General features: G+C 58.5%; 30 protein-coding genes. 15 read left to right on the forward strand and 15 right to left on the reverse strand.

The window, feature by feature from the left end:
- Positions 1–2 precede the first annotated feature (2 nt).
- From PVE98_RS12340 to flgB, 8 genes are all read right to left on the reverse strand, one after another.
- Positions 3–1,103, reverse strand: a complete 1,101-nt coding sequence (locus PVE98_RS12340) for a flagellar basal body P-ring protein FlgI (RefSeq protein WP_369799161.1) — start codon at positions 1,101–1,103, stop codon at positions 3–5.
- A 19-nt stretch (positions 1,104–1,122) separates the two neighbouring features.
- Positions 1,123–1,785 (reverse strand): flagellar basal body L-ring protein FlgH, encoded by a 663-nt coding sequence (locus PVE98_RS12345; protein WP_253296959.1) that lies wholly within the window; start codon positions 1,783–1,785, stop codon positions 1,123–1,125.
- A gap of 111 nt (positions 1,786–1,896) precedes the next feature.
- A complete protein-coding gene (gene flgG / locus PVE98_RS12350; protein ID WP_033750971.1) occupies positions 1,897–2,679 on the reverse strand; it encodes a flagellar basal-body rod protein FlgG in 783 nt (260 codons plus the stop codon).
- Between the two features lie 15 nt (positions 2,680–2,694).
- Entirely contained in the window at positions 2,695–3,453 is a 759-nt protein-coding gene (locus PVE98_RS12355) for a flagellar basal body rod protein FlgF (protein ID WP_033750975.1), read from the reverse strand.
- Between the two features lie 20 nt (positions 3,454–3,473).
- On the reverse strand, positions 3,474–4,691 hold the full coding sequence (gene flgE, locus PVE98_RS12360; protein WP_033750977.1) for a flagellar hook protein FlgE: 1,218 nt from the start codon (positions 4,689–4,691) through the stop codon (positions 3,474–3,476).
- A 26-nt stretch (positions 4,692–4,717) separates the two neighbouring features.
- A complete protein-coding gene (gene flgD, locus PVE98_RS12365; protein ID WP_033750980.1) occupies positions 4,718–5,389 on the reverse strand; it encodes a flagellar hook assembly protein FlgD in 672 nt (223 codons plus the stop codon).
- Positions 5,390–5,401: 12 nt separating this feature from the next.
- Complete coding sequence (gene flgC, locus PVE98_RS12370; RefSeq protein ID WP_048784492.1) at positions 5,402–5,806, reverse strand: flagellar basal body rod protein FlgC; 405 nt, start codon at positions 5,804–5,806, stop codon at positions 5,402–5,404.
- Between the two features lie 2 nt (positions 5,807–5,808).
- On the reverse strand, positions 5,809–6,222 hold the full coding sequence (flgB, locus tag PVE98_RS12375) for a flagellar basal body rod protein FlgB (protein ID WP_033750987.1): 414 nt from the start codon (positions 6,220–6,222) through the stop codon (positions 5,809–5,811).
- Between the two features lie 154 nt (positions 6,223–6,376).
- Between flgB and flgA the strand changes: the two genes are divergently transcribed.
- The 3 genes from flgA to flgN all read left to right on the forward strand — a co-directional run bounded on the left by flgA (position 6,377) and on the right by flgN (position 7,879).
- Positions 6,377–7,036 carry a flagellar basal body P-ring formation chaperone FlgA gene (gene flgA, locus PVE98_RS12380; protein WP_033750989.1) on the forward strand — a complete coding sequence of 220 codons (660 nt, stop codon included), beginning with the start codon at positions 6,377–6,379 and terminating at the stop codon, positions 7,034–7,036.
- Between the two features lie 103 nt (positions 7,037–7,139).
- Entirely contained in the window at positions 7,140–7,442 is a 303-nt protein-coding gene (flgM, locus tag PVE98_RS12385; RefSeq protein WP_033750992.1) for a flagellar biosynthesis anti-sigma factor FlgM, read from the forward strand.
- Positions 7,443–7,447: 5 nt separating this feature from the next.
- Complete coding sequence (gene flgN / locus PVE98_RS12390) at positions 7,448–7,879, forward strand: flagellar export chaperone FlgN (RefSeq protein WP_033750995.1); 432 nt, start codon at positions 7,448–7,450, stop codon at positions 7,877–7,879.
- Between the two features lie 34 nt (positions 7,880–7,913).
- Here the strand turns inward: flgN and murJ are convergent, their stop codons facing one another.
- The 4 genes from murJ to rimJ all read right to left on the reverse strand — a co-directional run bounded on the left by murJ (position 7,914) and on the right by rimJ (position 11,728).
- Positions 7,914–9,452 (reverse strand): murein biosynthesis integral membrane protein MurJ, encoded by a 1,539-nt coding sequence (gene murJ, locus PVE98_RS12395; RefSeq protein WP_033750998.1) that lies wholly within the window; start codon positions 9,450–9,452, stop codon positions 7,914–7,916.
- Positions 9,453–9,572: 120 nt separating this feature from the next.
- A complete protein-coding gene (locus PVE98_RS12400) occupies positions 9,573–10,493 on the reverse strand; it encodes a Gfo/Idh/MocA family protein (protein ID WP_033751001.1) in 921 nt (306 codons plus the stop codon).
- 1 nt (position 10,494) lies between these two features.
- The gene (locus PVE98_RS12405) at positions 10,495–11,124 is read right to left on the reverse strand and encodes a YceH family protein (RefSeq protein WP_033751005.1); all 630 of its coding nucleotides are present in this window, start codon (positions 11,122–11,124) and stop codon (positions 10,495–10,497) included.
- A gap of 13 nt (positions 11,125–11,137) precedes the next feature.
- Complete coding sequence (gene rimJ / locus PVE98_RS12410; protein WP_033751007.1) at positions 11,138–11,728, reverse strand: ribosomal protein S5-alanine N-acetyltransferase; 591 nt, start codon at positions 11,726–11,728, stop codon at positions 11,138–11,140.
- A gap of 242 nt (positions 11,729–11,970) precedes the next feature.
- Here rimJ and grxB point away from each other — a divergent pair, with 242 nt between their 5' ends.
- The 5 genes from grxB to PVE98_RS12435 all read left to right on the forward strand — a co-directional run bounded on the left by grxB (position 11,971) and on the right by PVE98_RS12435 (position 15,415).
- Positions 11,971–12,618: a glutaredoxin 2 gene (gene grxB / locus PVE98_RS12415; RefSeq protein WP_096072932.1), complete on the forward strand. Its 648-nt coding sequence runs from the start codon at positions 11,971–11,973 to the stop codon at positions 12,616–12,618.
- Between the two features lie 110 nt (positions 12,619–12,728).
- Positions 12,729–13,292 (forward strand): lipoprotein, encoded by a 564-nt coding sequence (locus PVE98_RS12420; RefSeq protein ID WP_033751916.1) that lies wholly within the window; start codon positions 12,729–12,731, stop codon positions 13,290–13,292.
- A 346-nt stretch (positions 13,293–13,638) separates the two neighbouring features.
- A complete protein-coding gene (gene pyrC, locus PVE98_RS12425; protein WP_096072931.1) occupies positions 13,639–14,685 on the forward strand; it encodes a dihydroorotase in 1,047 nt (348 codons plus the stop codon).
- Between the two features lie 69 nt (positions 14,686–14,754).
- Positions 14,755–15,000 (forward strand): DNA damage-inducible protein I, encoded by a 246-nt coding sequence (gene dinI / locus PVE98_RS12430; RefSeq protein ID WP_033751014.1) that lies wholly within the window; start codon positions 14,755–14,757, stop codon positions 14,998–15,000.
- 145 nt (positions 15,001–15,145) lie between these two features.
- Positions 15,146–15,415 carry a hypothetical protein gene (locus PVE98_RS12435; protein ID WP_033751017.1) on the forward strand — a complete coding sequence of 90 codons (270 nt, stop codon included), beginning with the start codon at positions 15,146–15,148 and terminating at the stop codon, positions 15,413–15,415.
- Here PVE98_RS12435 and PVE98_RS12440 read toward each other — a convergent pair.
- Positions 15,391–15,603 carry a hypothetical protein gene (locus PVE98_RS12440; RefSeq protein ID WP_127908373.1) on the reverse strand — a complete coding sequence of 71 codons (213 nt, stop codon included), beginning with the start codon at positions 15,601–15,603 and terminating at the stop codon, positions 15,391–15,393. The two genes, PVE98_RS12435 and PVE98_RS12440, sit on opposite strands and share 25 nt — an antisense overlap.
- 33 nt (positions 15,604–15,636) lie before the next feature.
- Here PVE98_RS12440 and bssS point away from each other — a divergent pair, with 33 nt between their 5' ends.
- A complete protein-coding gene (gene bssS, locus PVE98_RS12445) occupies positions 15,637–15,894 on the forward strand; it encodes a biofilm formation regulator BssS (RefSeq protein ID WP_033751022.1) in 258 nt (85 codons plus the stop codon).
- Between the two features lie 97 nt (positions 15,895–15,991).
- Entirely contained in the window at positions 15,992–17,110 is a 1,119-nt protein-coding gene (solA, locus tag PVE98_RS12450) for an N-methyl-L-tryptophan oxidase (RefSeq protein WP_033751025.1), read from the forward strand.
- 42 nt (positions 17,111–17,152) lie between these two features.
- Here the strand turns inward: solA and PVE98_RS12455 are convergent, their stop codons facing one another.
- Positions 17,153–18,211, reverse strand: coding sequence for a rhodanese-related sulfurtransferase (locus PVE98_RS12455; protein ID WP_096072929.1), 1,059 nt, complete (start codon positions 18,209–18,211; stop codon positions 17,153–17,155).
- A 50-nt stretch (positions 18,212–18,261) separates the two neighbouring features.
- Here PVE98_RS12455 and PVE98_RS12460 point away from each other — a divergent pair, with 50 nt between their 5' ends.
- The 5 genes from PVE98_RS12460 to PVE98_RS12480 all read left to right on the forward strand — a co-directional run bounded on the left by PVE98_RS12460 (position 18,262) and on the right by PVE98_RS12480 (position 21,490).
- Positions 18,262–18,441, forward strand: a complete 180-nt coding sequence (locus PVE98_RS12460) for a hypothetical protein (protein WP_127908372.1) — start codon at positions 18,262–18,264, stop codon at positions 18,439–18,441.
- Between the two features lie 10 nt (positions 18,442–18,451).
- A complete protein-coding gene (locus tag PVE98_RS12465; protein ID WP_096072928.1) occupies positions 18,452–19,375 on the forward strand; it encodes a Kdo(2)-lipid IV(A) acyltransferase in 924 nt (307 codons plus the stop codon).
- A 363-nt stretch (positions 19,376–19,738) separates the two neighbouring features.
- A protein-coding gene (locus tag PVE98_RS12470) for an IS1 family transposase (protein WP_249927722.1) occupies positions 19,739–20,436 on the forward strand; the annotation gives its coding sequence in 2 pieces (ribosomal slippage) (positions 19,739–19,988 and positions 19,988–20,436; 699 coding nt in all).
- 277 nt (positions 20,437–20,713) lie between these two features.
- Positions 20,714–20,980, forward strand: coding sequence for a hypothetical protein (locus tag PVE98_RS12475; protein ID WP_033751035.1), 267 nt, complete (start codon positions 20,714–20,716; stop codon positions 20,978–20,980).
- A gap of 111 nt (positions 20,981–21,091) precedes the next feature.
- Positions 21,092–21,490, forward strand: coding sequence for a MysB family protein (locus PVE98_RS12480; RefSeq protein WP_033751038.1), 399 nt, complete (start codon positions 21,092–21,094; stop codon positions 21,488–21,490).
- Here the strand turns inward: PVE98_RS12480 and PVE98_RS12485 are convergent, their stop codons facing one another.
- The gene (locus tag PVE98_RS12485; RefSeq protein WP_096073890.1) at positions 21,491–21,706 is read right to left on the reverse strand and encodes a YceK/YidQ family lipoprotein; all 216 of its coding nucleotides are present in this window, start codon (positions 21,704–21,706) and stop codon (positions 21,491–21,493) included. It abuts the gene before it with no gap.
- Positions 21,707–21,774: the final 68 nt, after the last annotated feature.

Consider the following 21,774-nt stretch of genomic DNA (forward strand, 5'->3'; position numbering starts at 1 on the left):
CGTCAGATAATTTCCAGTTTGGCGCGCAGGCAGCCCGCGCTCTCCATCGATTGCAGAATCGACATCAGCTCGATCGGCGAAGCGCCTAAAGCGTTGAGCGCGCGCACCACGTTGTTCAGGTTGGCGCTGGCGCTGACGCGCTGCAGCGCGCCGCCGCTCTGGCGCAGATCGATCTGCGTCTGCGGCGTCACCACCGTCTGACCGCCGCCAAACGGCGTATTCGGCTGGCTGACGTTCTGCGACTGGTTGACCGTGACCGACAGGTTGCCCTGCGCTACCGCACAGGTGCTCAGCGTCACTTCGCGGTTCATTACCACCGACCCGGTGCGCGAGTTGATGATCACTTTGGCGTCTTCAATCGGAATCGAAACGTCGATGTTCAGGATCTCCGCCAGCATGCGCACCTGGGAGCTGTTGTTGGGCGAAACGCGCACCTGTACGGTGCGGGCGTCAAGCGCCGTCGCCTGGCCGTAGCCGCCGCGTCCGTTAATGGCGTCGGCGATACGCTGCGCCATCGAGAAATCTTCATTGTTCAGCTGCAGGTTAAGGGTGTTCTGGCTGCCGAAGTTGCTTTGCAGTTCGCGCTCGACGGTGGCGCCGCCGGTAATGCGGCCGCCGTTAAGCTGGTTGACCTGCACGCTGCTGCCGCCCGCCGACGCGCCCGCGCCGCCGACCAGAATGTTGCCCTGCGCCAGCGCGTAGACCTGGTTGTCGACGCCTTTCATCGGCGTCATCACCAGGGTGCCGCCGCGCAGGCTTTTGGCGTTGCCCAGCGAGGAGACCACCACGTCGATGGTCTGACCCTGACGGGCGAAGGCCGGCAGCTGCGCCGTCACCATCACCGCCGCGACGTTTTTCAGCTGCATGTTGGTGCCCTGCGGCACGGTAATGCCGAGCTGGGAGAGCATGTTGCTGACGGTTTGCGTGGTAAACGGCGTCTGAGTAGTCTGGTCGCCGGTGCCGTCGAGGCCCACGACCAGGCCGTAGCCGATCAGCTGGTTGTCGCGCACGCCCTGCACGCTGGCCAGATCGCGAATGCGATCCGCGTGGGCGCTCAGGCAGAGGCCGAGCGTCAGACTCAGGCCAAGCAGTAAACTTTTCACACTTTTCATCATGACCTCATTACATCGGCGAGATGTTCAGGAAGAAACGCTGGAACCAGCCCATGGTCTGCGCTTCATTAATATATCCATTGCCGACATATTCGATGCGGGCGTCGGCCACCGCCGTCGACAGTACCGAGTTGCTGGCGCTGATCGTGCGCGGGTTCACCACGCCGGAGAAGCGAATAAACTCGGTGCCCTGGTTGATCTCGATCTGCTTCTCGCCGACCACGCGCAGGTTGCCGTTCGACAGCACCTGATTCACGGTGACGGTAATGGTGCCGGTAAAGGTGTTGTTGGCGGTTGCGCCGCCTTTGCCAGCGAAATCGTTTTTGCCGTTGGCGCCCACGTTGGCTTTCGAGCCGTCTGCGCCCACCAGGCCGTTCAGGCCGGTCGGAATAGCGTCGAGGCCGAAGCTGGCGCTGCCGTCGCGCGTCGCGTTGGCGGAAGAGCTCTTGCTGGCGCTGACGTTTTCCTGCAGGACGATAGTGAGCGTATCGCCGATATTGCGCGGGCGACGATCCTCAAACAGCGGCTGATAGCCGTAGTTGAGCGGCGCGACGCCCTGAAAAATAGAGCCGTTGACCACCGGCGGCGCGGAAGGCAGCGGCTGCGCCGTCGTTGCCCCTTCCACCAGCGGCGTGCGCGGCACTAACGCACAACCGTTAAGGGTCAGCAGCATTGTCGCCACCAACCAATGTCCAGGCTTTATGTTCAGTTGCTTCGCCACGGAGTCACGACCTTATAGATGTGTTGACTTCAGGCCAGCCAGCGCTGGCCCTGATAACCGACATTAAATCTGCGTTAACTTCTGCAGCATTTGATCGGAGGTGCTGATCGCCTTGCTGTTGATTTCATAAGCGCGCTGCGTCTGGATCATGGTGACCAGCTCTTCCGCCACGTTGACGTTAGAAGTTTCCACATAGCCCTGATAGAGCAGGCCCGCGCCGTTCTGGCCCGGCGTGCTTTGAGTCGGCGCGCCTGACGCCTGGGTTTCCTGGTAAAGGTTTTCGCCCATGCTGTCGAGACCGGCGTCGTTAATAAAGGTGCTGATGGTCAGCTGTCCGACCTGCGCCGGGTTAGTCTGGCCCTGCTGCGTCACGCTCACCACGCCGTCGCGCGAGATGGTGATGCTGGTGGCGTTGGCCGGGATCGTAATGCCCGGCTGCACCGGATAGCCGGCGTTGTTGACTAGCTGACCGTTCTGGTCCACCTGGAACGAGCCGTCGCGGGTGTAGGCGGAGGTGCCGTCCGGCAGCTGCACTTCAAAATAGCCCTGGCCGTTGATCGCCACGTCTTTGGAGTTGCTGGTCTGCGACAGGTTGCCCTGGGTATGCAGGCGCTCGGTGGTGACCGGACGCACGCCGGTACCGATCTGCAGGCCCGACGGCAGCGTAGTCTGTTCCGAAGACTGGGTGCCCGGCTGACGCAGGGTCTGGTACATCAAATCTTCAAACACCGCGCGCGAACGTTTAAAGCCGTTGGTGCTGACGTTCGCCAGGTTGTTGGAGATGACGTCCATATTGGTTTGCTGGGCGTCAAGACCGGTTTTGGCGATCCATAAGGAACGAATCATCTGTTTTCCTCTGCCTTAGCTGCTCATGTTCAGCAGCTGGTTGGCTTTTTGTTCGTTTTCGTCGACGTTGGTGATGACTTTCATCTGCATCTCGAAACGTCGGGCGTTGGCGATCATATCGACCATGGTCTCTACCGGCTTGACGTTACTGCCCTCCAGCACGCCCGGCATCACCTGCACCGTGGCGTCGGCGGCCAGCGCCGCGCCGCGCGTCGCCTGGGTCTGCTGGTTCGGACGGAACATGCCGTCGTCGCCGCGCTGCATCTCTTTGCCGGTGGCTTTCACCAGCTTCAGGCGGCCGATCTGCACCGTGGCGTTTGGCGCATCGCCCGCGTTGCGCGAGGTGATGGTGCCGTCCGCCGCGATGGTCAGCTCGGCGCCCTGCGGCACCGCGATGGGGCCGCCGTCGCCCATGACGGGATTGCCCTGGACGGTCAGAATGCCGGTCGAGCTGATCTGCATATTGCCGTTGCGGGTATAGGCTTCGCTGCCGTCAGCGGTACGCACCGCCAGCCAGCCGTCCTGCCCCATCGCCACGTCCAGCGTGCGTCCGGTATTGTCCATTGCGCCCTGGCTCATATCGGCGCCGGGCGTCGAGGCGGCTACCAGGGTGCGCGTCGGCAGCGACCAGCCGCTGACCGGCACCGCGCGCAGCGCATTGAGCTGCGCGCGAAAGCCCGGCGTTGAGGCGTTGGCGAGGTTGCTGGCCGTGACGGCCTGCTGATCCAGCGTCTGGCTGGCCGCGCCCATTGCGGTATATATCGCGTGATCCATAAAGCAATCCCGTTAGTGAATTAACGCAAGTTAACCAAAGTGTTGAGAATCTGGTCCTGAGTTTTGATGGTCTGGGCGTTCGCCTGATAGTTGCGCTGCGCCACAATCATGTTCACCAGCTCTTTGCTCATATCCACGTTCGACGCTTCCAGCGCGCCGGAGGTCAGCGAACCGTAGGTGCCGGTGTTCGCCAGACCGATCGCCGCCTGACCAGAGGAGCTGGTCGCGGACCAGACGTTGTCGCCCTGCGACTGCAACCCTTCCGGGTTAGAGAAGCTGGCCAGCACGATCTGGCCCAGCAGCTGGGTCTTTTTGTTGGAGTAGCTGCCGGTAATGGTGCCGTCGTCGTTAATGGCGTAGCTGGTCAGATCGCCCGGCGCGTAGCCGTCCTGCGCCGGGTTGCCGAAGGTGGTAGTGCCGGTGTTCTGCTGCAGGCTGCCCAGCATGCTCAGCGAAATGACCTGGCCCGCCGCCGCGCCGTTAGAACCGTTGATGGTCAGGTTGACGGTTGACGTCGTGCCGCCGTTAAGGCCCGTCAGATTACCGCTCGCGTCGAACGCCGCGGTGAAATCCCCTGCGCTGGTACCGGTGGTGGAGTCAATCGCGTGCACCGTCCAGTTGTTGTCGGCGGTTTTGACGTAGTACATGTCAAGGTTGTGATCGTTACCCTGAGAGTCATAAACCGTCATGGTGCTTTTCGCGTTGTAGCTGTCGACATTAGCAGCGTTGAACGGCGTTACGGTCGGAATAGTGCTGGTAGAGTTCAGGTTCGCCACCTGGGTTGCGGTGGTGGTGGCGCGCGCCGACATCTGCGTGGTCGGAATGCTCAGCGCGACCGGGTTGGCGCCGGTCTGCACCGTCGGTGGCGTGCCGCTTACCGGATAGCCGGTGACTTTCAGGCCCTGGGTATTCACCAGGTTGCGGTTCTCATCCAGCGTCAGCTGGCCGTTGCGCGAATAGTAAACCGCGCCGCTGGCGTCAGCCATGCGGAAAAAGCCGTTGCCGCTCAGCGCGACGTCGAGGCCGCGGCTGGTGGTGGTGGTGGCGCCGTCGTTAAAGTTCTGGATCACCGCCGCCACTTTAGTGCCGAGGCCGACGTTGGAACCGGCGAACATATCGGCGAAGGCGATGGTGCTTGATTTAAAGCCCGCCGTCGCGGAGTTGGCGATGTTGTTGCCGATAACGTCCAGGTTGCTGGAGGCAGCGCCCAGGCCGCTCACCGCTTGGGAAAATGACATGTTTATTTCTCCTGTTTAGAGATGAATCAGAGAATCTGACGTACTTCATCAAGGGTTGCGGAGCCCATGGTGCCGAGATCCAGTTTGGTGGTGTTATCTGCCGTCGATACGCCATTGATGTAGGCGTAGTTAAGCGGCTGGGCCACCAGTTGCGTGCTGCCATTGCTGGCGGCGATTGAAACCGTATATTTGCCGTCCGGCGCGGTGGAGCTGTCCGCCAGGGTGCCGTCCCACGAGAAGGTATGCACGCCAGCCGAGAGCGCGCCCAGATCGATGGTGCGCACCACGTTGCCGCCAGCATCTTTCACCGTGGCGGTGGTGGCGGTCGAGGCGGTGGCCAGCTCGACGCCAAACGGCGTGGTGGTGCCTTTGCCGACCAGCACCTGGGTGCCGTTTACCATTACGCCGTGGCCGATCAGCGTCGAGCTCTGCAGCGACTGGCTGGTGCTGATCTGCCCGGAGATCGAACCCAGCGTGGTATTGAGTTTTTCGATACCGCTCAGGGTGTTGATCTGCGCCAGCTGCGTGGTGAGCTGGCTGTTGTCCATCGGATTGGTGGGATCCTGATTCTGCAACTGCGTAACCAGCATGGTCAGAAACTGGTTCTGCAGATCCTGCGCGCTGTTGCTGGTGCCGCTGCTGGATGAGCTGAGGACCGTGGGGTCCAGTTTCTCGTTGACGCCTACTGCGATGCCCATGTCGTTTCTCCGTTAGGAACCCATGGTCAGGGTTTTCATCATCATTGATTTCACGGTGTTCAGCACCTCGACGTTGGCCTGGTAGCTGCGCGACGCCGACATGGTGTTGACGGTTTCCGCCACCACGTCCACGTTCGGCATCTTCACGTAGCCCTTGTCGTCCGCCAGCGGATTGCCCGGGTCGTACACCAGCTTCGCCGGAGAGGGATCGTCCAGCACCTGCGCCACTTTGACGCCGCCGGTCGCCGCGCCGGGCGCCGCATCGGTCTGAAATACCACCTGCTTCGCCACGTAAGGCTTGCCGTCCGGTCCGGTGACGCTGTCGGCGTTCGCCAGGTTGCTGGCGCTGACGTTGAGACGCTGGGATTGCGCGGTCATCGCTGACCCGGCAATGTCAAAAATATTCAGCAATGCCATGTTTATTGCCCTTGTAACACGCTCATCATGCCTTTGATCTGGCTGCTGATGAGGGTGAGGTCGGTCTGATACTTCAGACTGTTGTCCGCGAACTGGGTACGTTCGCGATCCATATCGACGGTGTTGCCGTCGGCTGCAGGCTGATCGGGAATGCGATAAAGCAGGTTGGCCGACGCCGCCGAGTTGACCTGCGCTTCGATATGGCGCGGCGAGGTGACCTTCAGCGACATGCCGCTGCCTTCAGCGCGACCGTTTTTCATTACCCGACTCAGCTCGCTGGCAAAGTCGATATCCCGCGCCTGATAGCCAGGGGTATCGGCGTTGGCAATATTTGACGCCAGGATCTCCTGACGTTGAGCACGCAGATTGAGAGCTTCAGTGCCGAACTGCAGCGCAGCATCCAGTTTGTCGAGCATGCTTCCTCCGCAAATGAGAATTTCGAGCGGACAGCTTATGTGGGGAAAAGCAATAGCCATCGTCTGAATAACGTTAAAAACCACGGCTATTTTTCGCCTTGATTTTGTCGCGGCGCGAGTACACTCGTCGCCATTAGCAGCAAGGAGTCATTTGATGCGTACTATTACCGCCCTGTTGGCCAGCCTGCTGGCGCTGTTCGCCCTGCCCGCCGACGCCGCCGATCTTTCCGCCCAGCTGACGGGCTTTTTTCAGGCTCGCGACGCGCAGCACGCGGCGGGCATGACGGTTGAGATTAAGACGCCGCAGGCGCAGTGGCCGACCTGCGACGCGCCGCAGTTCACCCTGCCTGGCAATAGCCGCCTGTGGGGACCCATGAGCGTGGCCGCCACCTGCGGCGATACGCGACGTTTTCTTCAGGTGCAGGTGCAGGTTACCGGCCAGTATCTGGTGGCGACGCGTCTGCTGGCGCGCGGCTCGACCGTCAGCGCCGACGATTTTCGCCTGCAGAGCGGCCGCCTCGACACTCTGCCGGCGCGCGCCATGCTTGACGCCGGTTCAGTCGCGGATGCGGTGGTGCTGCGCGATATTCAGCCGGGCCAGCCGGTGACGCTGTCGATGATGCGTCAGCCGTGGCGCGTGAAGGCGGGTCAGAGCGTGATGGTGATCGCCAGCGGCGAAGGCTTTAACGCCAGCGGCGAAGGCAAAGCGTTAAACAATGCGATTCTGGCGCAGTCGGTGCGCGTGCGCATGGGCAACGGTCAGGTGGTGAGCGGGAAAGTGGATGCGGATGGGAATATTCTGATATCGCTATAAGGCGCTAAAGAACGCTGTTTTTCTGCCGATAGAGAAATCAATTAAGCGATTACGCTATTCTGATTCAGGTGGCAGTTTCCCCTGACCGTACAGGAGCCCGAATATGAGCATCGACAGAACGCAACCTCTGAAGCCCGTCGCTACCGTGCAAACCCGTGAAAGCAACGAGTCCGCAACCGGTAAAACGCGCCAGGCGTCGAACGCTACCGCAACCACGCCCGCCGCAGCCCAGGTCAGCCTGAGCAATGCGCAGTCGCAGCTGACCCAGCCGGGCAGCCAGGACATTAACGTGGCGCGCGTCGAACAACTGAAAACCGCCATTCGCAATGGCGAACTGAAAATGGATACCGGCAAGATCGCCGATGCGCTGATTGCCGACACTAAGGCGTATTTAGAGGGTAAATAATCCCCATGAGCAACCTGTTGACCACACTAGATAAGATGCAGGAAGTGCTTTCCTCGCTGTCGAACGTTCTCGAAGAGGAACAGCACCAACTGGCCGCAGGCAGGATTAACAATAATCTGCTGCAGCGCATTACCGAAGATAAAGGCGCGCTGCTGGCGACGCTAAGCTATCTTGACGAGATGCGTCGCAGTACCGAGCGACAGCTCGGCACCCAAGCGCCTTATGCTGGTCACAGTGATATGACGCGCCGCTGGCAGAGTATCGGCCTGATGACGCGTCGCTTAAACGACGCTAATACCCATAACGGTCTGCTGCTCAATCAGCAGATCCGCTTTACCGAAGAGGCGCTGACCGTGCTTAAGCCGCATCAGACGCAGGCGTTTTACGGCCCGGACGGGCTGGGTAAAGGTCAGGCGACGCTAAGCCGGAAGGCATAAAAAAATCCCGCCCTCAGAGCGGGATTTTGCTGTTTTACGCGTGCGCCCGGCGCGCATAGTCGCGCAGCCGGAAGCCGAGCAGCCCCAGCGTCAGGAAGTAGGCGCCGCCGCCCACCGCGCAGACCGCCGCCAGACGTAGCAGACGCCAGACCATCGCGCCCTCTTCCCACGCCGGCATCCAGTAAAGCATGCCCACCAGCGCCGCCGCCATCACGATTACCGCGATCACCAGACGCAGCAGAAAGCTCGCCCAGCCCGGCTGCGGTTGAAAAATCTTCTTCTTACGCAGCTGCCAGTAGAGCAGCGCGGCGTTAAGACAGGCTGCCAGACCGATAGAGAGCGACAGGCCAGCATGCTTCAGCGGGCCGATAAAGGCCAGGTTCATCAGCTGCGTCATCACCAGGGTAATCATGGCGATTTTCACCGGCGTCTTGATGTCCTGACGCGAGTAGAACCCGGGCGCCAGCACCTTTACCACGATCAGCCCCATTAGCCCCACCGAATAGGCAATCAGCGCGCGCTGCGTCATCAGGGCGTCGAAGGCGGTGAACTTGCCGTACTGAAACAGCGCGACGGTAAGCGGACCGGAGAGAATGCCCAGCGCCACCGCGCTCGGCAGCGCCAGCAAAAAGCAGAGGCGCAGGCCCCAGTCCATCAGGCGAGAATATTCGTCGTGATTGCCGCTGGAAAAGCTCTTCGCCAGCGACGGCAGCAAAATGGTGCCGAGCGCCACGCCCAGCACGCCCGACGGGAACTCCATCAGGCGATCGGCGTAATACATCCAGGAAACCGAGCCGGAGACGAGAAACGAGGCGAAAATAGTATTGATGATCAGCGAAATCTGACTGACGGAAACGCCGAGGATCGCCGGTCCCATCTGCCGCATCACGCGCCAGACGCCCGCATCCTTCAGGTTAATGCGCGGCAGCACCAGCATGCCGATCTTCTTCAGGTGCGGCAGCTGGTAGAAAAGCTGCAGCACGCCGCCCGCGACCACCGCCCACGCCAGCGCCATCACCGGCGGATGGAAGTGCGGCGCGGCGAAGAGCGCAAAGCCAATCATGCTGATATTCAGCAGCGTGGGCGCGAAGGCGGGAACGGAAAAGCGGTTCCAGGTATTGAGGATCGCGCCCGCCAGCGAGGCCAGCGAAATCAGCAAAATATAGGGAAAGGTGACGCGCAGCAGCGCGCTGGTAAGCGCGAACTTATCGGCGGTATCGGCAAAACCGGGGGCGGTGACCAGAATCACCCAGGGCGCGGCGAACATCCCCGCAATGGTCACCAGCGCCAGCGCCAGCGTCAGCAGGCCGGAGACGTAGGCGATAAAGAGCCGCGTCGCCTCTTCGCCCTGCTTGCTTTTATACTCGGCGAGGATCGGCACGAACGCCTGCGAAAAGGCGCCTTCGGCGAAAATACGCCGCAGCAGGTTAGGCAGCTTAAAGGCGACGAAAAAGGCGTCCGTGGCCATCCCGGCGCCGAACACCCGCGCCACAATGGCGTCACGGGCAAAACCCAATACGCGGGAAAACAGGGTCATGGAACTGACCGCTGCCAGCGATTTCAACAGATTCATAATTGGGGCGCGTCCTGAAAAGAGTCGGCAAAATGAGCTACTTAGCGCGGGCGCCCAGCGGCGCCCGGCGATAGTCTACTGCCACGGCGGGAAATGACCAGCGCGGAGTGTTACAAGGCGTTATTCCTTCTCCGCCTCGCGCCACATTTTTTCCACCACGCGCTGCGCCAGCAGCGCCTGTTCGCCGCCCGTCTCAGGCATCGTCTGATTTTGCACGCACTGGATAAAATGGTGCGCCGCGCCGCTGAAGCCGCGCTGAGTCAGATGGCTTTGCCAGGCGGGCGGCGGATCGATACGCACGCCGTCGCCGCGCTCCTCCTGCCAGTCGCGCATCTCCAGCACGTCGATGCAGCGGCCGTCGCCGACCAGGCTGGCGCGCTCGCGCTGGCTGCCCGCGCGGCGATGCATGCTGGTGGCGATCTGCACAGCGCCGGCGGCGAAGTGGTGCTCGGCATAGAGCATTTCGCCACGCTCGTTGGTGTGGATGTAACCATGACGCTGAACGGCGCGATCGCCCGCCAGCCAGAGCGCGGTATCCACCACGTGCAGATAGTCGTCAAGCAGCGTAAAGCGCAGATCGTTCGGTCCGACGCTGTCGCTGCGGTGTTTCTCCACGCGCAGGCTGGCGGCCTGCGGCATCGCCAGCCGCAGCTGCTGATAGCGCGGTGCAAAGCGGCGGTTAAAGCCTACCATCAGTTTGCGTCCGCGCTTTTCCGCCAGCGCCACCAGCGCCTCGGCCTGACTAAAATTATCGGCCAGCGGCTTATCCACCAGCACATCTTTTCCCGCCAGCAGCAGCGCTTTGACAATCTCGTAGTGGGTGACGGTACTGGTGTGAACGAACACCGCGTCGCAGGCGTCCGCCAGCGCGTTCAGCGAGGAGAAACAGGTCATGCGGTAGCTGTCGCACACCGTCTGCGCCTTCTGCTGATTCGGCGAGAAGCCGCCGACCAGCGTCCAGCTTTCCGCCTGTGCCAGCACCGGCAGCCAGGCTTTCTGCGCAATCGAACCCAGTCCGACAACGCCAATTCGCAGTTTCATCTCAGCCTCCTTTATGCAGCAGCGTTTGCACCAGCGCCTGTAAGGCGGCGAGCGACTGCTCAAGCACGGCGACGCGCGCGCTGAGATCGCCGTTATCTTCCTGCGGCGTTTCCGCCTGGCTGACGGACTGCTCGTCGCCGAACAGATGCAGATAGCGGCTTTCGCGTTTGCCCGGCTCGCGCGGCAGGCGCGTCACCATCTCGCGCTCGGTTAAGCCAGCCAGCACGCTTTCCACTTCCTCAACGTCGGCAAACTCGTGCAGTCTGCCGCTGCGCGTGCGCAGCTCGCCCGGCGTCTGCGCGCCGCGCAGGAACAGCAGCGTCAGAATCGCCACCTCGGCGCTGCTGAGCTGCAGGTTGCCGAAGGTCGAATTGCAGAAGCGCTGCTCATATTTCGCCACGCGCTGGCCGAAGCCGCTGTTGGCGGTCGCCAGATGCTTTTTGGTCAGCCGATCCAGCTCCTCCTGCACTTCGCTTTCGGTCAGGTTCATCACCGGCTCGCGGTTCGACTTCTGATTACAGGCGGTCACCACCGCATTCAGCGACAGCGGATACTGCTCCGGCGTGGTGACCTGCTTCTCCAGCAGGCAACCCAATACACGCAACGCCAGCGGCGAAAGCGCCATTTTCATTCCGATCTCCTTATTAGCCACGCCGGTCCGGCGTCCACTCCTGACGAGTCAGCGCGGTCAACACATGATCCTGCCAGCGGCCGTCGATTAACAGATAGTCTTTCGCATAACCCTCTTTTTCAAAACCGAGACGCGCCAGCAGCGCGCCGCTGCGCTGATTATGCGGCATATAGTTCGCCATAATACGGTGGATATTCTGCTGGCGCTGCATATAGCGGATAGCGGCCTGCAGCGCCTCGAACATCAGCCCCTGTCCCTGCCACTTTTCGCCCAGCGAATAGCCGAGGTAGCAGGCGTGGAACGAGCCGCGCAGCACGTTGCTGAAGTTGGCGACGCCGCGCACTTCGGACTCTTCGGGATCCATCAGAATAAAATAGTAAGCGGAGCCGCTTTTATGCATATCGGTGATCAGGCCCAGACGCGCCTGCCAGCCGGAGGGATAACAGTGGCTCTCGTCGCGCACCGGCTCCCAGGGTTTTAAGAAAGCGCGGTTTTCGGCGTAGTAATCCGCCAGTCGCCAGGCGTCGCGCTCGTGAACCAGACGCACCACCAGCCGGTCGGTGGTCAATCGCACCCTGGGCGCGGCAGAACGATAGCCAAACATCATGACTCCTGAAATCTGAGGCTTAAGGAAAGCGGTGCCAACAACATTGCTTTCACTATAACCGCCGCCCCTGCTGCGGTAAAATATTCGTTAACGGCCGGCGTGAAACGCCTTGATTTTATTTTGCAAATCCCGGCCTGCTCGCTGCATTGGTTTGCCCTCGCCCGGAATCTCTTCCATACTTCCGACACGTCCTCAATCAGGGTGACGCCCGTCGCCCTGACTAGCCAAAGGAGACCGGGATGAAACTCTACATCTACGACCACTGCCCCTTTTGCGTCAAAGCGCGCATGATTTTCGGCCTGAAAAACCTGCCGGTAGAGCTCATCGTGATGCTAAACGACGATGAAGCGACGCCGAAAAAGCTGGTGGGCCAGAAGGTGGCGCCCATCCTGCAAAAAGATGACGGCAGCGCGATGCCGGAAAGCCTCGATATCGTGCGTTTTATCGATAAAAGCGACCGGGAGCCGCTGCTGAACGGCAAAATCAATCCGGCGATCGGCGACTGGCTGCGCAGCGTCAACGGCTACGTTAATAAGCTGCTGTTGCCGCGCATCGCAGAGGCCGCCTTCGCCGAATTCGCCACGCCGGAGGCGCGCGAATATTTCCGCCAGAAGAAAGAGGCGGCGATCGGCGATTTCGCCGAGCTGAAGAGCCATGCGCCCGGTCTGATCAAAAAGATCGGCGACGATCTGCGCCAGCTCGATAAGCTGATCGTCAAACCGAACGCGGTCAACGGCGAGCTGTCGGAAGATGATATCCACCTCTTTCCGCTGCTGCGCTCGCTGACGCTGGTGGCCGGCATCGACTGGCCGAGCCGCGTGGCAGACTATCGCGACAATATGGCGAAGCAGACGCAGGTCAACCTGCTCTCCTCTATCGCCCTCTGACGCCGTTCGATGAGAGGCGCGCCGGCGTTTCTCATCGCCTTCTTAATGACACCTCATCCGCATTCAGGCACCCTATGCGCTGCATTAGCATCAATCTGGATGAGGACACAATGAAGAAGGCATTTCTGGGGCTGACGGCCCTGTTTTTCGCCGTGCTGGTTAGCGGCTGTAATCAGCTTACGCAATACACCATCAGCGAGCAGGAAGTGAATCAGGCGCTGGCGAAGCACAACAATTATGAGAAGGATATCGGCGTCGCCGGCCTGGTGAACGCCCATATTTTGCTGACCGACCTCAACAGCCAGATTGGCCGCGAGGAGCCGGACCGCGTCACGCTGACCGGCAAGGCGAAAATCAACGTTACTTCGCTGTTTGGCCCGCAGGAAGCGGATATGCAGCTGAAGATGAAGGCGCAGCCGGTATTTGACGCGCAGCAGGGCGCCGTCTATCTGCGCGATCTGGAGATCGTCGACGCGCAGGTGCAGCCGGAGAAGATGGCCGCGGTGATGAAAAGCCTGACCCCTTATCTGAATCAGTCGCTGAAAAGCTACTTCAATCAGAAGCCGGCCTATGTATTGAGCGTCGATCGCAGCAAAGGCGAGGCGCTGGCGAAGAAATTCGCTAAGGGCCTTCAGGTCGAGCCTGGCCAGCTGGTAATTCCGTTTACGCAGTGACAAGGTGCAGGCGTGGGTGACATGGCCCGATAGCAAAGACGCAAAAGCGCCATCCCTGGCGGCTCGGCCCGCGTGCTACGCACCTCATCCCTGAGGTGCGCCCGTTAACGGGCCAACGCGCTGCGTTGTTCAAAAACGCTCCCGGCGTTTTTGTCCCTTGCGCGGGACGCTTTGCTCTTCGGTCCATGTCACCTGCGCTGTAAGCTCATCTGCGGTCTGGCGCCGTGCCCGCTGTTCTTTTCCCCCTCCCTGCAAGAAAAGAAGTGCAAACGGTTGCCCGACACCTTATGCTTTGTACCCGGCCAAAACGCGCCTCTACGTTTCCTGACTAGCCGGAGCTTCACTGATGACTGCACACCTTCAGCAACTTACTATCCGCCGCCCTGACGACTGGCATATTCACCTGCGCGACGACGCGATGCTGAATACGGTCCTGCCCTATACCAGCGCGGTTAACGGACGTGCCATCGTGATGCCCAACCTGGTGCCGCCGGTCACCAGCGTCGCTGCCGCCGTCGCCTACCGCGACCGCATCCTGGCCGCGCTGCCGGCGGAACATCGCTTCACCCCGCTGATGACCTGCTACCTTACCGACTCGCTCGATCCCAATGAGATCGAACAGGGCTTTAACGCGGGCGTGTTTACCGCTGCGAAACTCTACCCGGCACATGCCACCACCAACTCCAGCCACGGCGTCACCAATATCGCCGCCATCAGCAGCGTGCTGGAGCGCATGCAGAAGATCGGCATGCCGCTGCTGATTCACGGCGAAGTGACCCACGCCGACATCGATATTTTCGATCGCGAGGCGCGCTTTATCGACAGCGTAATGGAGCCGCTGCGCAAAACATACCCGGAACTCAAAGTCGTCTTCGAGCACATCACGACGCGCGAAGCCGCGCAGTACGTCGAGGCGGGCAATGACAAGCTGGGCGCCACCATTACGCCGCAGCATCTGATGTTCAACCGCAACCATATGCTGGTGGGCGGCGTGCGGCCGCACCTCTACTGCCTGCCGATCCTCAAGCGCAACGTGCATCAGGAAGCGCTGCGCAAGGTGGTCGCCAGCGGCCATCCGCGCTTCTTCCTCGGCACCGACACCGCGCCGCACCTGCGTCATCTCAAAGAGGCGAGCTGCGGCTGCGCGGGCGTTTTCAACGCGCCGACGTCGCTGCCCGCCTACGCCACTGTTTTCGAAGAGCTGGACGCCCTGGCGCAGCTGGAAGCCTTCTGCTCGGAGAACGGCCCACGCTTTTACGGCCTGCCGCTGAACGAAGGAACCGTGACGCTGGTGCGCGAACCCTGGAAAGTCGAAGAGAGCATCAGCATGGGCGAGCACGCGCTGGTGCCCTTCCTCGCCGGCGAAACTCTGAACTGGCGCGTGAAACTCTGATCTGCGCTTTCGCTTGCCTCTGGACTGAATATACTGTAAATATATACAGCATCTAATCCGGAGGCTGCTATGCGTGTTGAAATTACCGTTGCCAAAACGTCCCCGCTTCCGTCCGGCGCAATGGAAGCGCTGACGGCAGAACTTTCCCGCCGTATCGATGAAGAATTTCCCGACGGCCAGAACCACGTCAAAGTGCGCTATGCCACCGCGAACCAGCTCAGCGTGCTGGGCGGCGGCAAAGAGACGCGCGATCGAATCAGCGATATTTTACAGGAAACCTGGGAAAGCGCTGACGACTGGTTCATTACCGATTAACCGCCACTGCGCAGTTTTTGCCGGGTGTCGCCATCCGGCTTTTTTATCACTCTCTCCCCTCGCCAGAACTTTTTCCTGCATCTAGACTCTGATCGATCAATCGCCTATTCTTGCGCTCGTTATGCTTAACAGGAGGTGAGATGAAATGATGACAGAAAACCCGGAAGAGGCCATGACCTTCGGTGAACTGCTGGCGCTAATCGCCGATCAGCAACGTCGCCTGACGGTGCTGGAAAGCGCCTTCTCCAGCCTTACCCTCTGCCTCGACGAGCGCGCCGCCCAGCTGCTGGTGCATCATCTGACGCTTGAGGCGCAAAATCAGAATCACGACGAACCTCTGCAGCAGCACTTCGCCCGTCTGGCGCTGACGCTGCAAAAGCCTCACAGCGTTCAGCCGGCTGACCCTCTGGCCTGATTTTTACCGGTGCGCGAGCGCGTAAAAAAACTGCCTGATGCGTCAGGCATTTTATTTTTTTTAATCGCTTTTTTAACGCCGAATATTTCGCTCACTTTTTGTTCGCCGCACATTTTAATCGGATAGAACGCTTTTTCTGTTATAATTGTCTCGCTATCGGATAAAAAAGCCGCATTGAACCTCATCATGCACTTCGTTTAACGAGTAATAAGGAGGTTATAATGGACAGTAATCATAAAGACGTTATTCAGACTCACCCGCTGGTGGGCTGGGATATCAGTACCGTAGACAGCTACGACGCTATGATGATCCGTTTGCATTCGCTCTCCTCGCAGGATCAAAAAGAAGAAGAAGCAGACGTCGGACCGACCTACTGGCTGACAACAGACGTGGCAAGGCAATTTATTTCTATTCTTGAAGCTGGCATTGCCAAGATCGAATCGGCCGAGCAAATGGAGCGTTACCAGTCCAAACATTAGTCTCCGCCAGATGAACGGGCACCCTCAGGGGTGCCTTTTTCATTTCTGATTCTGGTATGCTGCTGGGCGTGTTACGGCTTTCAGGAGTTATCCTTCAATGATTTATGATCTGATTGTGGTGGGCAGCGGGTCCGTTGGCGCCGCCGCGGGCTTTTACGCCACCCAGGCGGGCCTGTCGGTGCTGATGATCGATTCCAGCCATCCGCCCCATACCCAGGGCGCGCATCACGGCGAAACGCGGCTGATCCGTCACGCCTACGGCGAAGGCGAACGCTATGTTCCGCTGGTGCTGCGCGCACAGACCCTCTGGGACCAGCTGGAACAGCAGGCTGGCGAACGCATCATGCACCGCAGCGGCATTATTAACCTCGCGCCCATTCACTCTGAATTCATCCGCAACGTTATCGACAGCGCGCAGGCCTGGAAGCTGGACGTAGAGCTGTTGCAGGCGGAAGAGGTGCGCCAGCGCTGGCCGCAGATCAGCGTGCCGGACGGCTATATCGGCGTTTTCGAACCGCAGTCGGGCTACCTGAAGTGCGAGCAGGCGGTACGCAGCTGGATCGCCCTTGCCGAGAAGGCGGGCTGCGCGCAGCTGTTTAACTGCGGCGTGTCGCAAATTGGCCGCGACGGCGACCTGCAGCAGGTGGTAACGGCAGACGGCACCTTCCGCGCGCGCAAGATGCTAATCAGCGCCGGTACCTGGGTCGGCAAGCTGGTACCGGATTTACCGCTTAAGCCGACGCGCAAAGTGTTCGCCTGGTATCAGGCCGACGGCCGCTATAGCGAAAACAATAAGTTTCCCGGCTTTACGGTAGAGATGGAAAACGGCAGCCACTTTTACGGCTTTCCGGCGGATAACAACGCGCTGAAGGTGGGACGTCACGACGGCGGCCAGCCGATGAGCCAGCCGGAAGATCGCAAACCCTTCGGCAGCTTTGCCGAAGACGGCAGCGACGCCTTTGCGTTTCTGCGTAAATTTCTGCCTGGCGTGGGGGTCTGTCTGCACGGCGAAGCCTGCAGCTATGACATCAGTCCGGATGAAGACTTTATTATCGATACTCTGCCGGACGAGCCGAATCGTCTGATTATCACCGGCCTGAGCGGACATGGATTCAAGTTCGCCAGCGTGCTGGGGGAGCTGGCGACGGAGTTCGCGCTCGATAAACCCTTTTCGTTTGATCTCACGCCCTTCTCGCTCGCTCGCTTTACCCGCTGAAGCGATAAAAAAGCCTGACGCACGCGCGTCAGGCTCAGGCAGTTACTCTTTCTCCGGCGACGGGATAGCCGGGATAGCCATAGTCAGACGACCGCGCGACTTATTGAAAATCTTATTGCCGTTTTCACGACCGGCGCGGCGCGCGCGCTGCTCTTCCGGCGACAGCTGCGACTCTTCCATACAGAGCGGGCTGCAGCAGTTGTGGAACTTCTCGGCGCAGCTCGGGCACTGAATAAACAGCAGATGACAGCCGTCGTTAACGCAGTTGGTGTGCGTATCGCACGGCGCGCCGCACTGATGGCACTGTGACAGCACATCATCGGAGATGCGCTCGCCCATGCGCTCGTCGAAGACAAAGTTTTTACCCTTAAAGCGCACCGGCAAACCCTGCTCGCGCGCGCGGCGCGCGTACTCAATAATGCCGCCTTCGATATGGTAAACGTCGTCGAAACCGTTATGACGCATCCAGGCGCTCGCTTTCTCGCAGCGAATGCCGCCGGTGCAGTACATCACGATCTTTTTATCTTTCTGCTCCTGCAGCATCTCAACCGCCATCGGCAGCTGATCGCGGAAGGTGTCGGCCGGGATCTCCATCGCATTATCGAAACGGCCCACTTCATATTCGTAGTGGTTGCGCATATCGACGAACACCGCGTCGGGATCGTCCAGCATCGCGTTGACTTCCGCCGCTTTCAGATAGGTGCCGACGTCGCTGGCGTCGAAGCTTTCATCTTCAATGCCGTCCGCCACGATGCGGTCGCGCACCTTCAGGCGCAGCACCCAGAAAGATTTGCCGTCGTCGTCGAGCGCGATATTCATGCGCAGATTGTTCAGCGCCGGATCGAAGCCATACAGATACTCTTTCATCTTCTCATAGAGGCTGGCGGGGACGCTGATCTGCGCGTTGATCCCCTCTTTGGCCACGTAGACGCGGCCAAAGACCTTGAGTCCGGTCAGGCCAAGATAGAGCGCGTCGCGAAAGGCTTTGGGATCGGAGATGTGAAAATATTTGTAGAACGAGACGGTCGTGCGCGGTTCGGTCTCCGCCAGCATGCGCGCCTTCAGCTCTTTATTGTTAACAAGGTTATGTAACACTGGCATGGTGTTCGTTCCTGTTTGGGATAAAAATTTGCGCGGCACATGATACAGCAATGGGCCAGGATGCAAAGAAAATTGATCTGGATCGCTTTTTATTCCCCCTGCAGGCGCGCTTCTTTTCAAATGGCCGAATGCGCAATCGCCCTGCATTTATTTCAGCGCAGAAGAAAAGCTGGCACAATAGGGGAAAATCAACGAGATATTGGCGCCATCAGGCGCATTACGCAGGATAAGCTTTTTCATATGACTCAACTGCCGCAATTTTCCCGAGAACTCCTTCATCCCCGTTACTGGCTGACCTGGCTGGGCATCGCCTTTCTTTATCTGCTGGTGCTGCTGCCCTACCCGCTGCTCTATATGCTGGGCTGCGGATTAGGGCGTATTGCGATACGCTTTCTGAAACGCCGCGTCGCCATCGCCCGACGCAATCTGGAGCTCTGCTTTCCCGAGATGCCGACCAGCGAACGTGAAGCGATGGTAAAGCATAACTTCGAGTCGGTAGGCATGGGGCTGATTGAAACCGGCATGGCGTGGTTCTGGCCCGACTGGCGCATCAAGAAGTGGTTTGATGTATCCGGCCTTGAGCATATACAAAAAGCGAAAGATGAGCAGCGCGGTGTGCTGCTGATCGGCATGCATTTCCTGACGCTGGAGCTGGGCGCGCGTATTTTCGGCATCTATAACCCCGGCATCGGCGTTTATCGCCCTAATGACAACAAACTGATCGACTGGCTGCAGACCTGGGGCCGGATGCGCTCCAACAAAGGCATGCTCGACCGCAAAGATCTGAAAGGCATGATCCGCGCGCTGAAAAACGGCGATATTATCTGGTACGCGCCCGACCATGATTATGGCCCGCGCAGCAGCGTGTTCGTGCCTTTCTTCGCGGTAGAAAAAGCTGCCACGACCGTAGGTACCTATCTGCTGATCCGCAGCGGCAAGCCGCACGTCATTCCCTTTGTTCCGCGCCGCCTGCCGCACGGCCGCGGCTATCAGATGCTGATCCTGCCCGACGTCAGCGATCGGATCCCGCTCGACAGCGATGTCGCCACCGCCGCGCAAATGAATAAAGTGGTGGAAGAAGGCGTTCTGCTGGCTCCGGAGCAATATATGTGGCTGCACCGTCGCTTCAAAACCCGTCCCGAAGGCGAACCTTCTCGCTACTGATCTCCTTCCGGCGGACGCGCTGTCGTCCGCCGGCCGTAAGCATCATCTTCGCTTACGCTTAAAACCGTGCGCCACTTCAAACAAGTTATTGTTTCATAATGAAAAAATCTTTTACGCCTGCTAATAAGATCCACTCTAAACTAAAGGGAAGCATCTATTGATTTATCCCTTTTTTTAATTGTTCATGCGCGCTAAATTAATAGTGGCCAAAAGCAGGCATTATCCCGTAATATGGCTAATAAGCGGCTAAGAAATTAATGTATGCGATTTATCTTATTTGGATCTGATTTAAACTCACTCCAGGTCTTGGTAATGCTGCCAACTTACTGATTTAGTGTATGATGGTAATTTTAAGGTGCTTGCGTGGCTTCTATTTCCATCAGATGTCCTTCCTGCTCCGCTACTGAAGGCGTGGTGCGTAACGGCAAAAGCACTGCCGGACATCAGCGCTACCTCTGCTCTCATTGCCGTAAAACATGGCAACTACAGTTCACTTACACCGCCTCTCAGCCCGGTACGCACCAGAAAATCATTGATATGGCCATGAATGGCGTCGGATGTCGCGCCAGTGCACGCATTATGGGCGTTGGCCTCAACACGGTTTTACGTCACTTAAAAAACTCAGGCCGCAGTCGGTAACCTCGCGCATACAACCGGGCAGTGATGTGATTGTCTGCGCTGAAATGGACGAACAGTGGGGCTACGTCGGTGCTAAATCACGTCAGCGCTGGCTGTTTTACGCGTATGACAGGATACGGAGGACGGTTGTGGCGCACGTCTTCGGTGAACGCACTCTGGCCACACTGGAGCGTCTTCTGAGCCAGCTGTCGGCCTTTGAGGTCGTGGTATGGATGACGGATGGCTGGCCGCTGTACGAATCACGCCTGAAGGGAAAGCTGCACGTTATCAGCAAGCGTTACACTCAGCGCATTGAGCGACATAACCTGAATCTGAGACAACATCTGGCAAGGCTGGGACGGAAGTCACTGTCGTTCTCAAAATCGGTGGAGCTGCATGACAAGGTCATCGGGCATTATCTGAACATAAAACACTATCAGTAAGTTGGAGTCATTACCCCAGGTCTTTTCCTATTTCTTCCATGATAACTCTTTGCCTTAGCTTATCTATCCAGTAAAATTAACTTATTTTACAAGGCATTGTCTGATTAGACCTGTTGCATATAAGCATTATGTCAATTAGCTGCCTGTTTTATACTTTTATGGAATTTGAACAATTAGACACATATCGGTAATTTCGATCGTGACAGTTAATTATTTAACTGTCCTTCAAAAAATATAAAAAGATTACACACAGCGAATCTCTAGCAGGAACATAAAAATGAATAAAGGCATCTATTACTACGTGACAATCAGTACCGATCAGGATAATTACCATTATTTACACCGCAAAGAGTGTAAACGTATGCCGGATAAAGAGGACATCGTTTTTATCGGCACGTTATATAATTTGAATCAGGCGTTATCTATTGCGCGAATTAATTTTAAAAAAGTCAAACCCTGTATTAAATGCTGTATTCGCTATGCGGCGCCCGTTATGCGTGAAACGGTGCGGCCGGTGCTGCACTTCCCGCAAAAGTCACTCTGATCGATGACGGCGGGAGGCGTTTCTCGCCCGCCGTCTCTTTTTCACCCTTTCCCCTGAAAAATTTCGTCTATCCTTCTCTGACATCCCGTTAATCAGGCAAGGAGAAGAGTAATGAGCATGTTCAGCACCTTAGAAGAAGCCATCGAGGCTGCGCGTGAAGAATTTCTCGCCGATCATCCCGACATTGAAGAAGAGGATGCCAGCATCAGTCAGTTTGGCCTGCAGAAGTATGTGATGCAGGATGGCGATATTATGTGGCAGGCAGAGTTCTTTGAAGAGGAAGGTGAAAGCGGCGAATGTCTGCCTATACGCAGCGGCGAGGCGGCGCAGGCGATATTTGACGGCGATTTCGACGAAGTCGAGCTGCGCCAGGAGTGGTTAGCCGAAAATACGCTGCACGAGTGGGACGAGGGCGAGTTTCAGCTTGAGCCGCCGATCGACAGCGAAGAAGGCGAAGCGGCGGCGCAGGAGTGGGAAGATGACAACAGCGAGTCCGATCGCCTGCTCTGATTACTCATAGGGTCCGTGGTGGGCATCAACCGGCAGCAGCATGGTGTCCACCACCAGCGACAGCGGCAGATCGAGAATGGTCAGCACGCGCCATGGACCGTCGCGCACATCCCACTGCACGCCAGGATAGTATTGATTGCCGTGTCCCTGGCCGGGCACGGCGCGACTAATAATACTGCCGCATCCGCTTAATATCAGCGCCATCAGCGCGATCATCACTGTTTTCAGCAAACTTTTCACTCGCGATACTCATTTCAGCCAGCGGCTAGTGTAGATAATGGCGC

It is taken from the genome of Pantoea sp. GABEPS69 (assembly GCF_045780835.1).
GTDB classification, from domain to species: Bacteria; Pseudomonadota; Gammaproteobacteria; order Enterobacterales; family Enterobacteriaceae; genus Pantoea; species Pantoea septica.

Coding starts and splice junctions, on each gene's coding strand:
- PVE98_RS12400 (WP_033751001.1), bottom strand. CDS start 10,493: ATGAAACTGCGAATTGGCGTTGTCGGACTGGGTTCGATTGCGCAGAAA.
- flgG (WP_033750971.1), bottom strand. CDS start 2,679: ATGATTCGTTCCTTATGGATCGCCAAAACCGGTCTTGACGCCCAGCAA.
- flgM (WP_033750992.1), top strand. CDS start 7,140: ATGAGCATCGACAGAACGCAACCTCTGAAGCCCGTCGCTACCGTGCAA.
- PVE98_RS12405 (WP_033751005.1), bottom strand. CDS start 11,124: ATGAAAATGGCGCTTTCGCCGCTGGCGTTGCGTGTATTGGGTTGCCTG.
- PVE98_RS12455 (WP_096072929.1), bottom strand. CDS start 18,211: ATGCCAGTGTTACATAACCTTGTTAACAATAAAGAGCTGAAGGCGCGC.
- flgE (WP_033750977.1), bottom strand. CDS start 4,691: ATGTCATTTTCCCAAGCGGTGAGCGGCCTGGGCGCTGCCTCCAGCAAC.
- solA (WP_033751025.1), top strand. CDS start 15,992: ATGATTTATGATCTGATTGTGGTGGGCAGCGGGTCCGTTGGCGCCGCC.
- PVE98_RS12345 (WP_253296959.1), bottom strand. CDS start 1,785: ATGCTGCTGACCCTTAACGGTTGTGCGTTAGTGCCGCGCACGCCGCTG.
- PVE98_RS12355 (WP_033750975.1), bottom strand. CDS start 3,453: ATGGATCACGCGATATATACCGCAATGGGCGCGGCCAGCCAGACGCTG.
- PVE98_RS12465 (WP_096072928.1), top strand. CDS start 18,452: ATGACTCAACTGCCGCAATTTTCCCGAGAACTCCTTCATCCCCGTTAC.
- dinI (WP_033751014.1), top strand. CDS start 14,755: ATGCGTGTTGAAATTACCGTTGCCAAAACGTCCCCGCTTCCGTCCGGC.
- PVE98_RS12460 (WP_127908372.1), top strand. CDS start 18,262: ATGGGCCAGGATGCAAAGAAAATTGATCTGGATCGCTTTTTATTCCCC.
- PVE98_RS12480 (WP_033751038.1), top strand. CDS start 21,092: ATGAGCATGTTCAGCACCTTAGAAGAAGCCATCGAGGCTGCGCGTGAA.
- PVE98_RS12440 (WP_127908373.1), bottom strand. CDS start 15,603: ATGATGAGGTTCAATGCGGCTTTTTTATCCGATAGCGAGACAATTATA.
- flgC (WP_048784492.1), bottom strand. CDS start 5,806: ATGGCATTGCTGAATATTTTTGACATTGCCGGGTCAGCGATGACCGCG.
- PVE98_RS12435 (WP_033751017.1), top strand. CDS start 15,146: ATGATGACAGAAAACCCGGAAGAGGCCATGACCTTCGGTGAACTGCTG.
- PVE98_RS12485 (WP_096073890.1), bottom strand. CDS start 21,706: ATGATCGCGCTGATGGCGCTGATATTAAGCGGATGCGGCAGTATTATT.
- PVE98_RS12420 (WP_033751916.1), top strand. CDS start 12,729: ATGAAGAAGGCATTTCTGGGGCTGACGGCCCTGTTTTTCGCCGTGCTG.
- flgA (WP_033750989.1), top strand. CDS start 6,377: ATGCGTACTATTACCGCCCTGTTGGCCAGCCTGCTGGCGCTGTTCGCC.
- murJ (WP_033750998.1), bottom strand. CDS start 9,452: ATGAATCTGTTGAAATCGCTGGCAGCGGTCAGTTCCATGACCCTGTTT.
- flgN (WP_033750995.1), top strand. CDS start 7,448: ATGAGCAACCTGTTGACCACACTAGATAAGATGCAGGAAGTGCTTTCC.
- bssS (WP_033751022.1), top strand. CDS start 15,637: ATGGACAGTAATCATAAAGACGTTATTCAGACTCACCCGCTGGTGGGC.
- flgB (WP_033750987.1), bottom strand. CDS start 6,222: ATGCTCGACAAACTGGATGCTGCGCTGCAGTTCGGCACTGAAGCTCTC.
- rimJ (WP_033751007.1), bottom strand. CDS start 11,728: ATGTTTGGCTATCGTTCTGCCGCGCCCAGGGTGCGATTGACCACCGAC.
- pyrC (WP_096072931.1), top strand. CDS start 13,639: ATGACTGCACACCTTCAGCAACTTACTATCCGCCGCCCTGACGACTGG.
- grxB (WP_096072932.1), top strand. CDS start 11,971: ATGAAACTCTACATCTACGACCACTGCCCCTTTTGCGTCAAAGCGCGC.
- flgD (WP_033750980.1), bottom strand. CDS start 5,389: ATGGGCATCGCAGTAGGCGTCAACGAGAAACTGGACCCCACGGTCCTC.
- PVE98_RS12475 (WP_033751035.1), top strand. CDS start 20,714: ATGAATAAAGGCATCTATTACTACGTGACAATCAGTACCGATCAGGAT.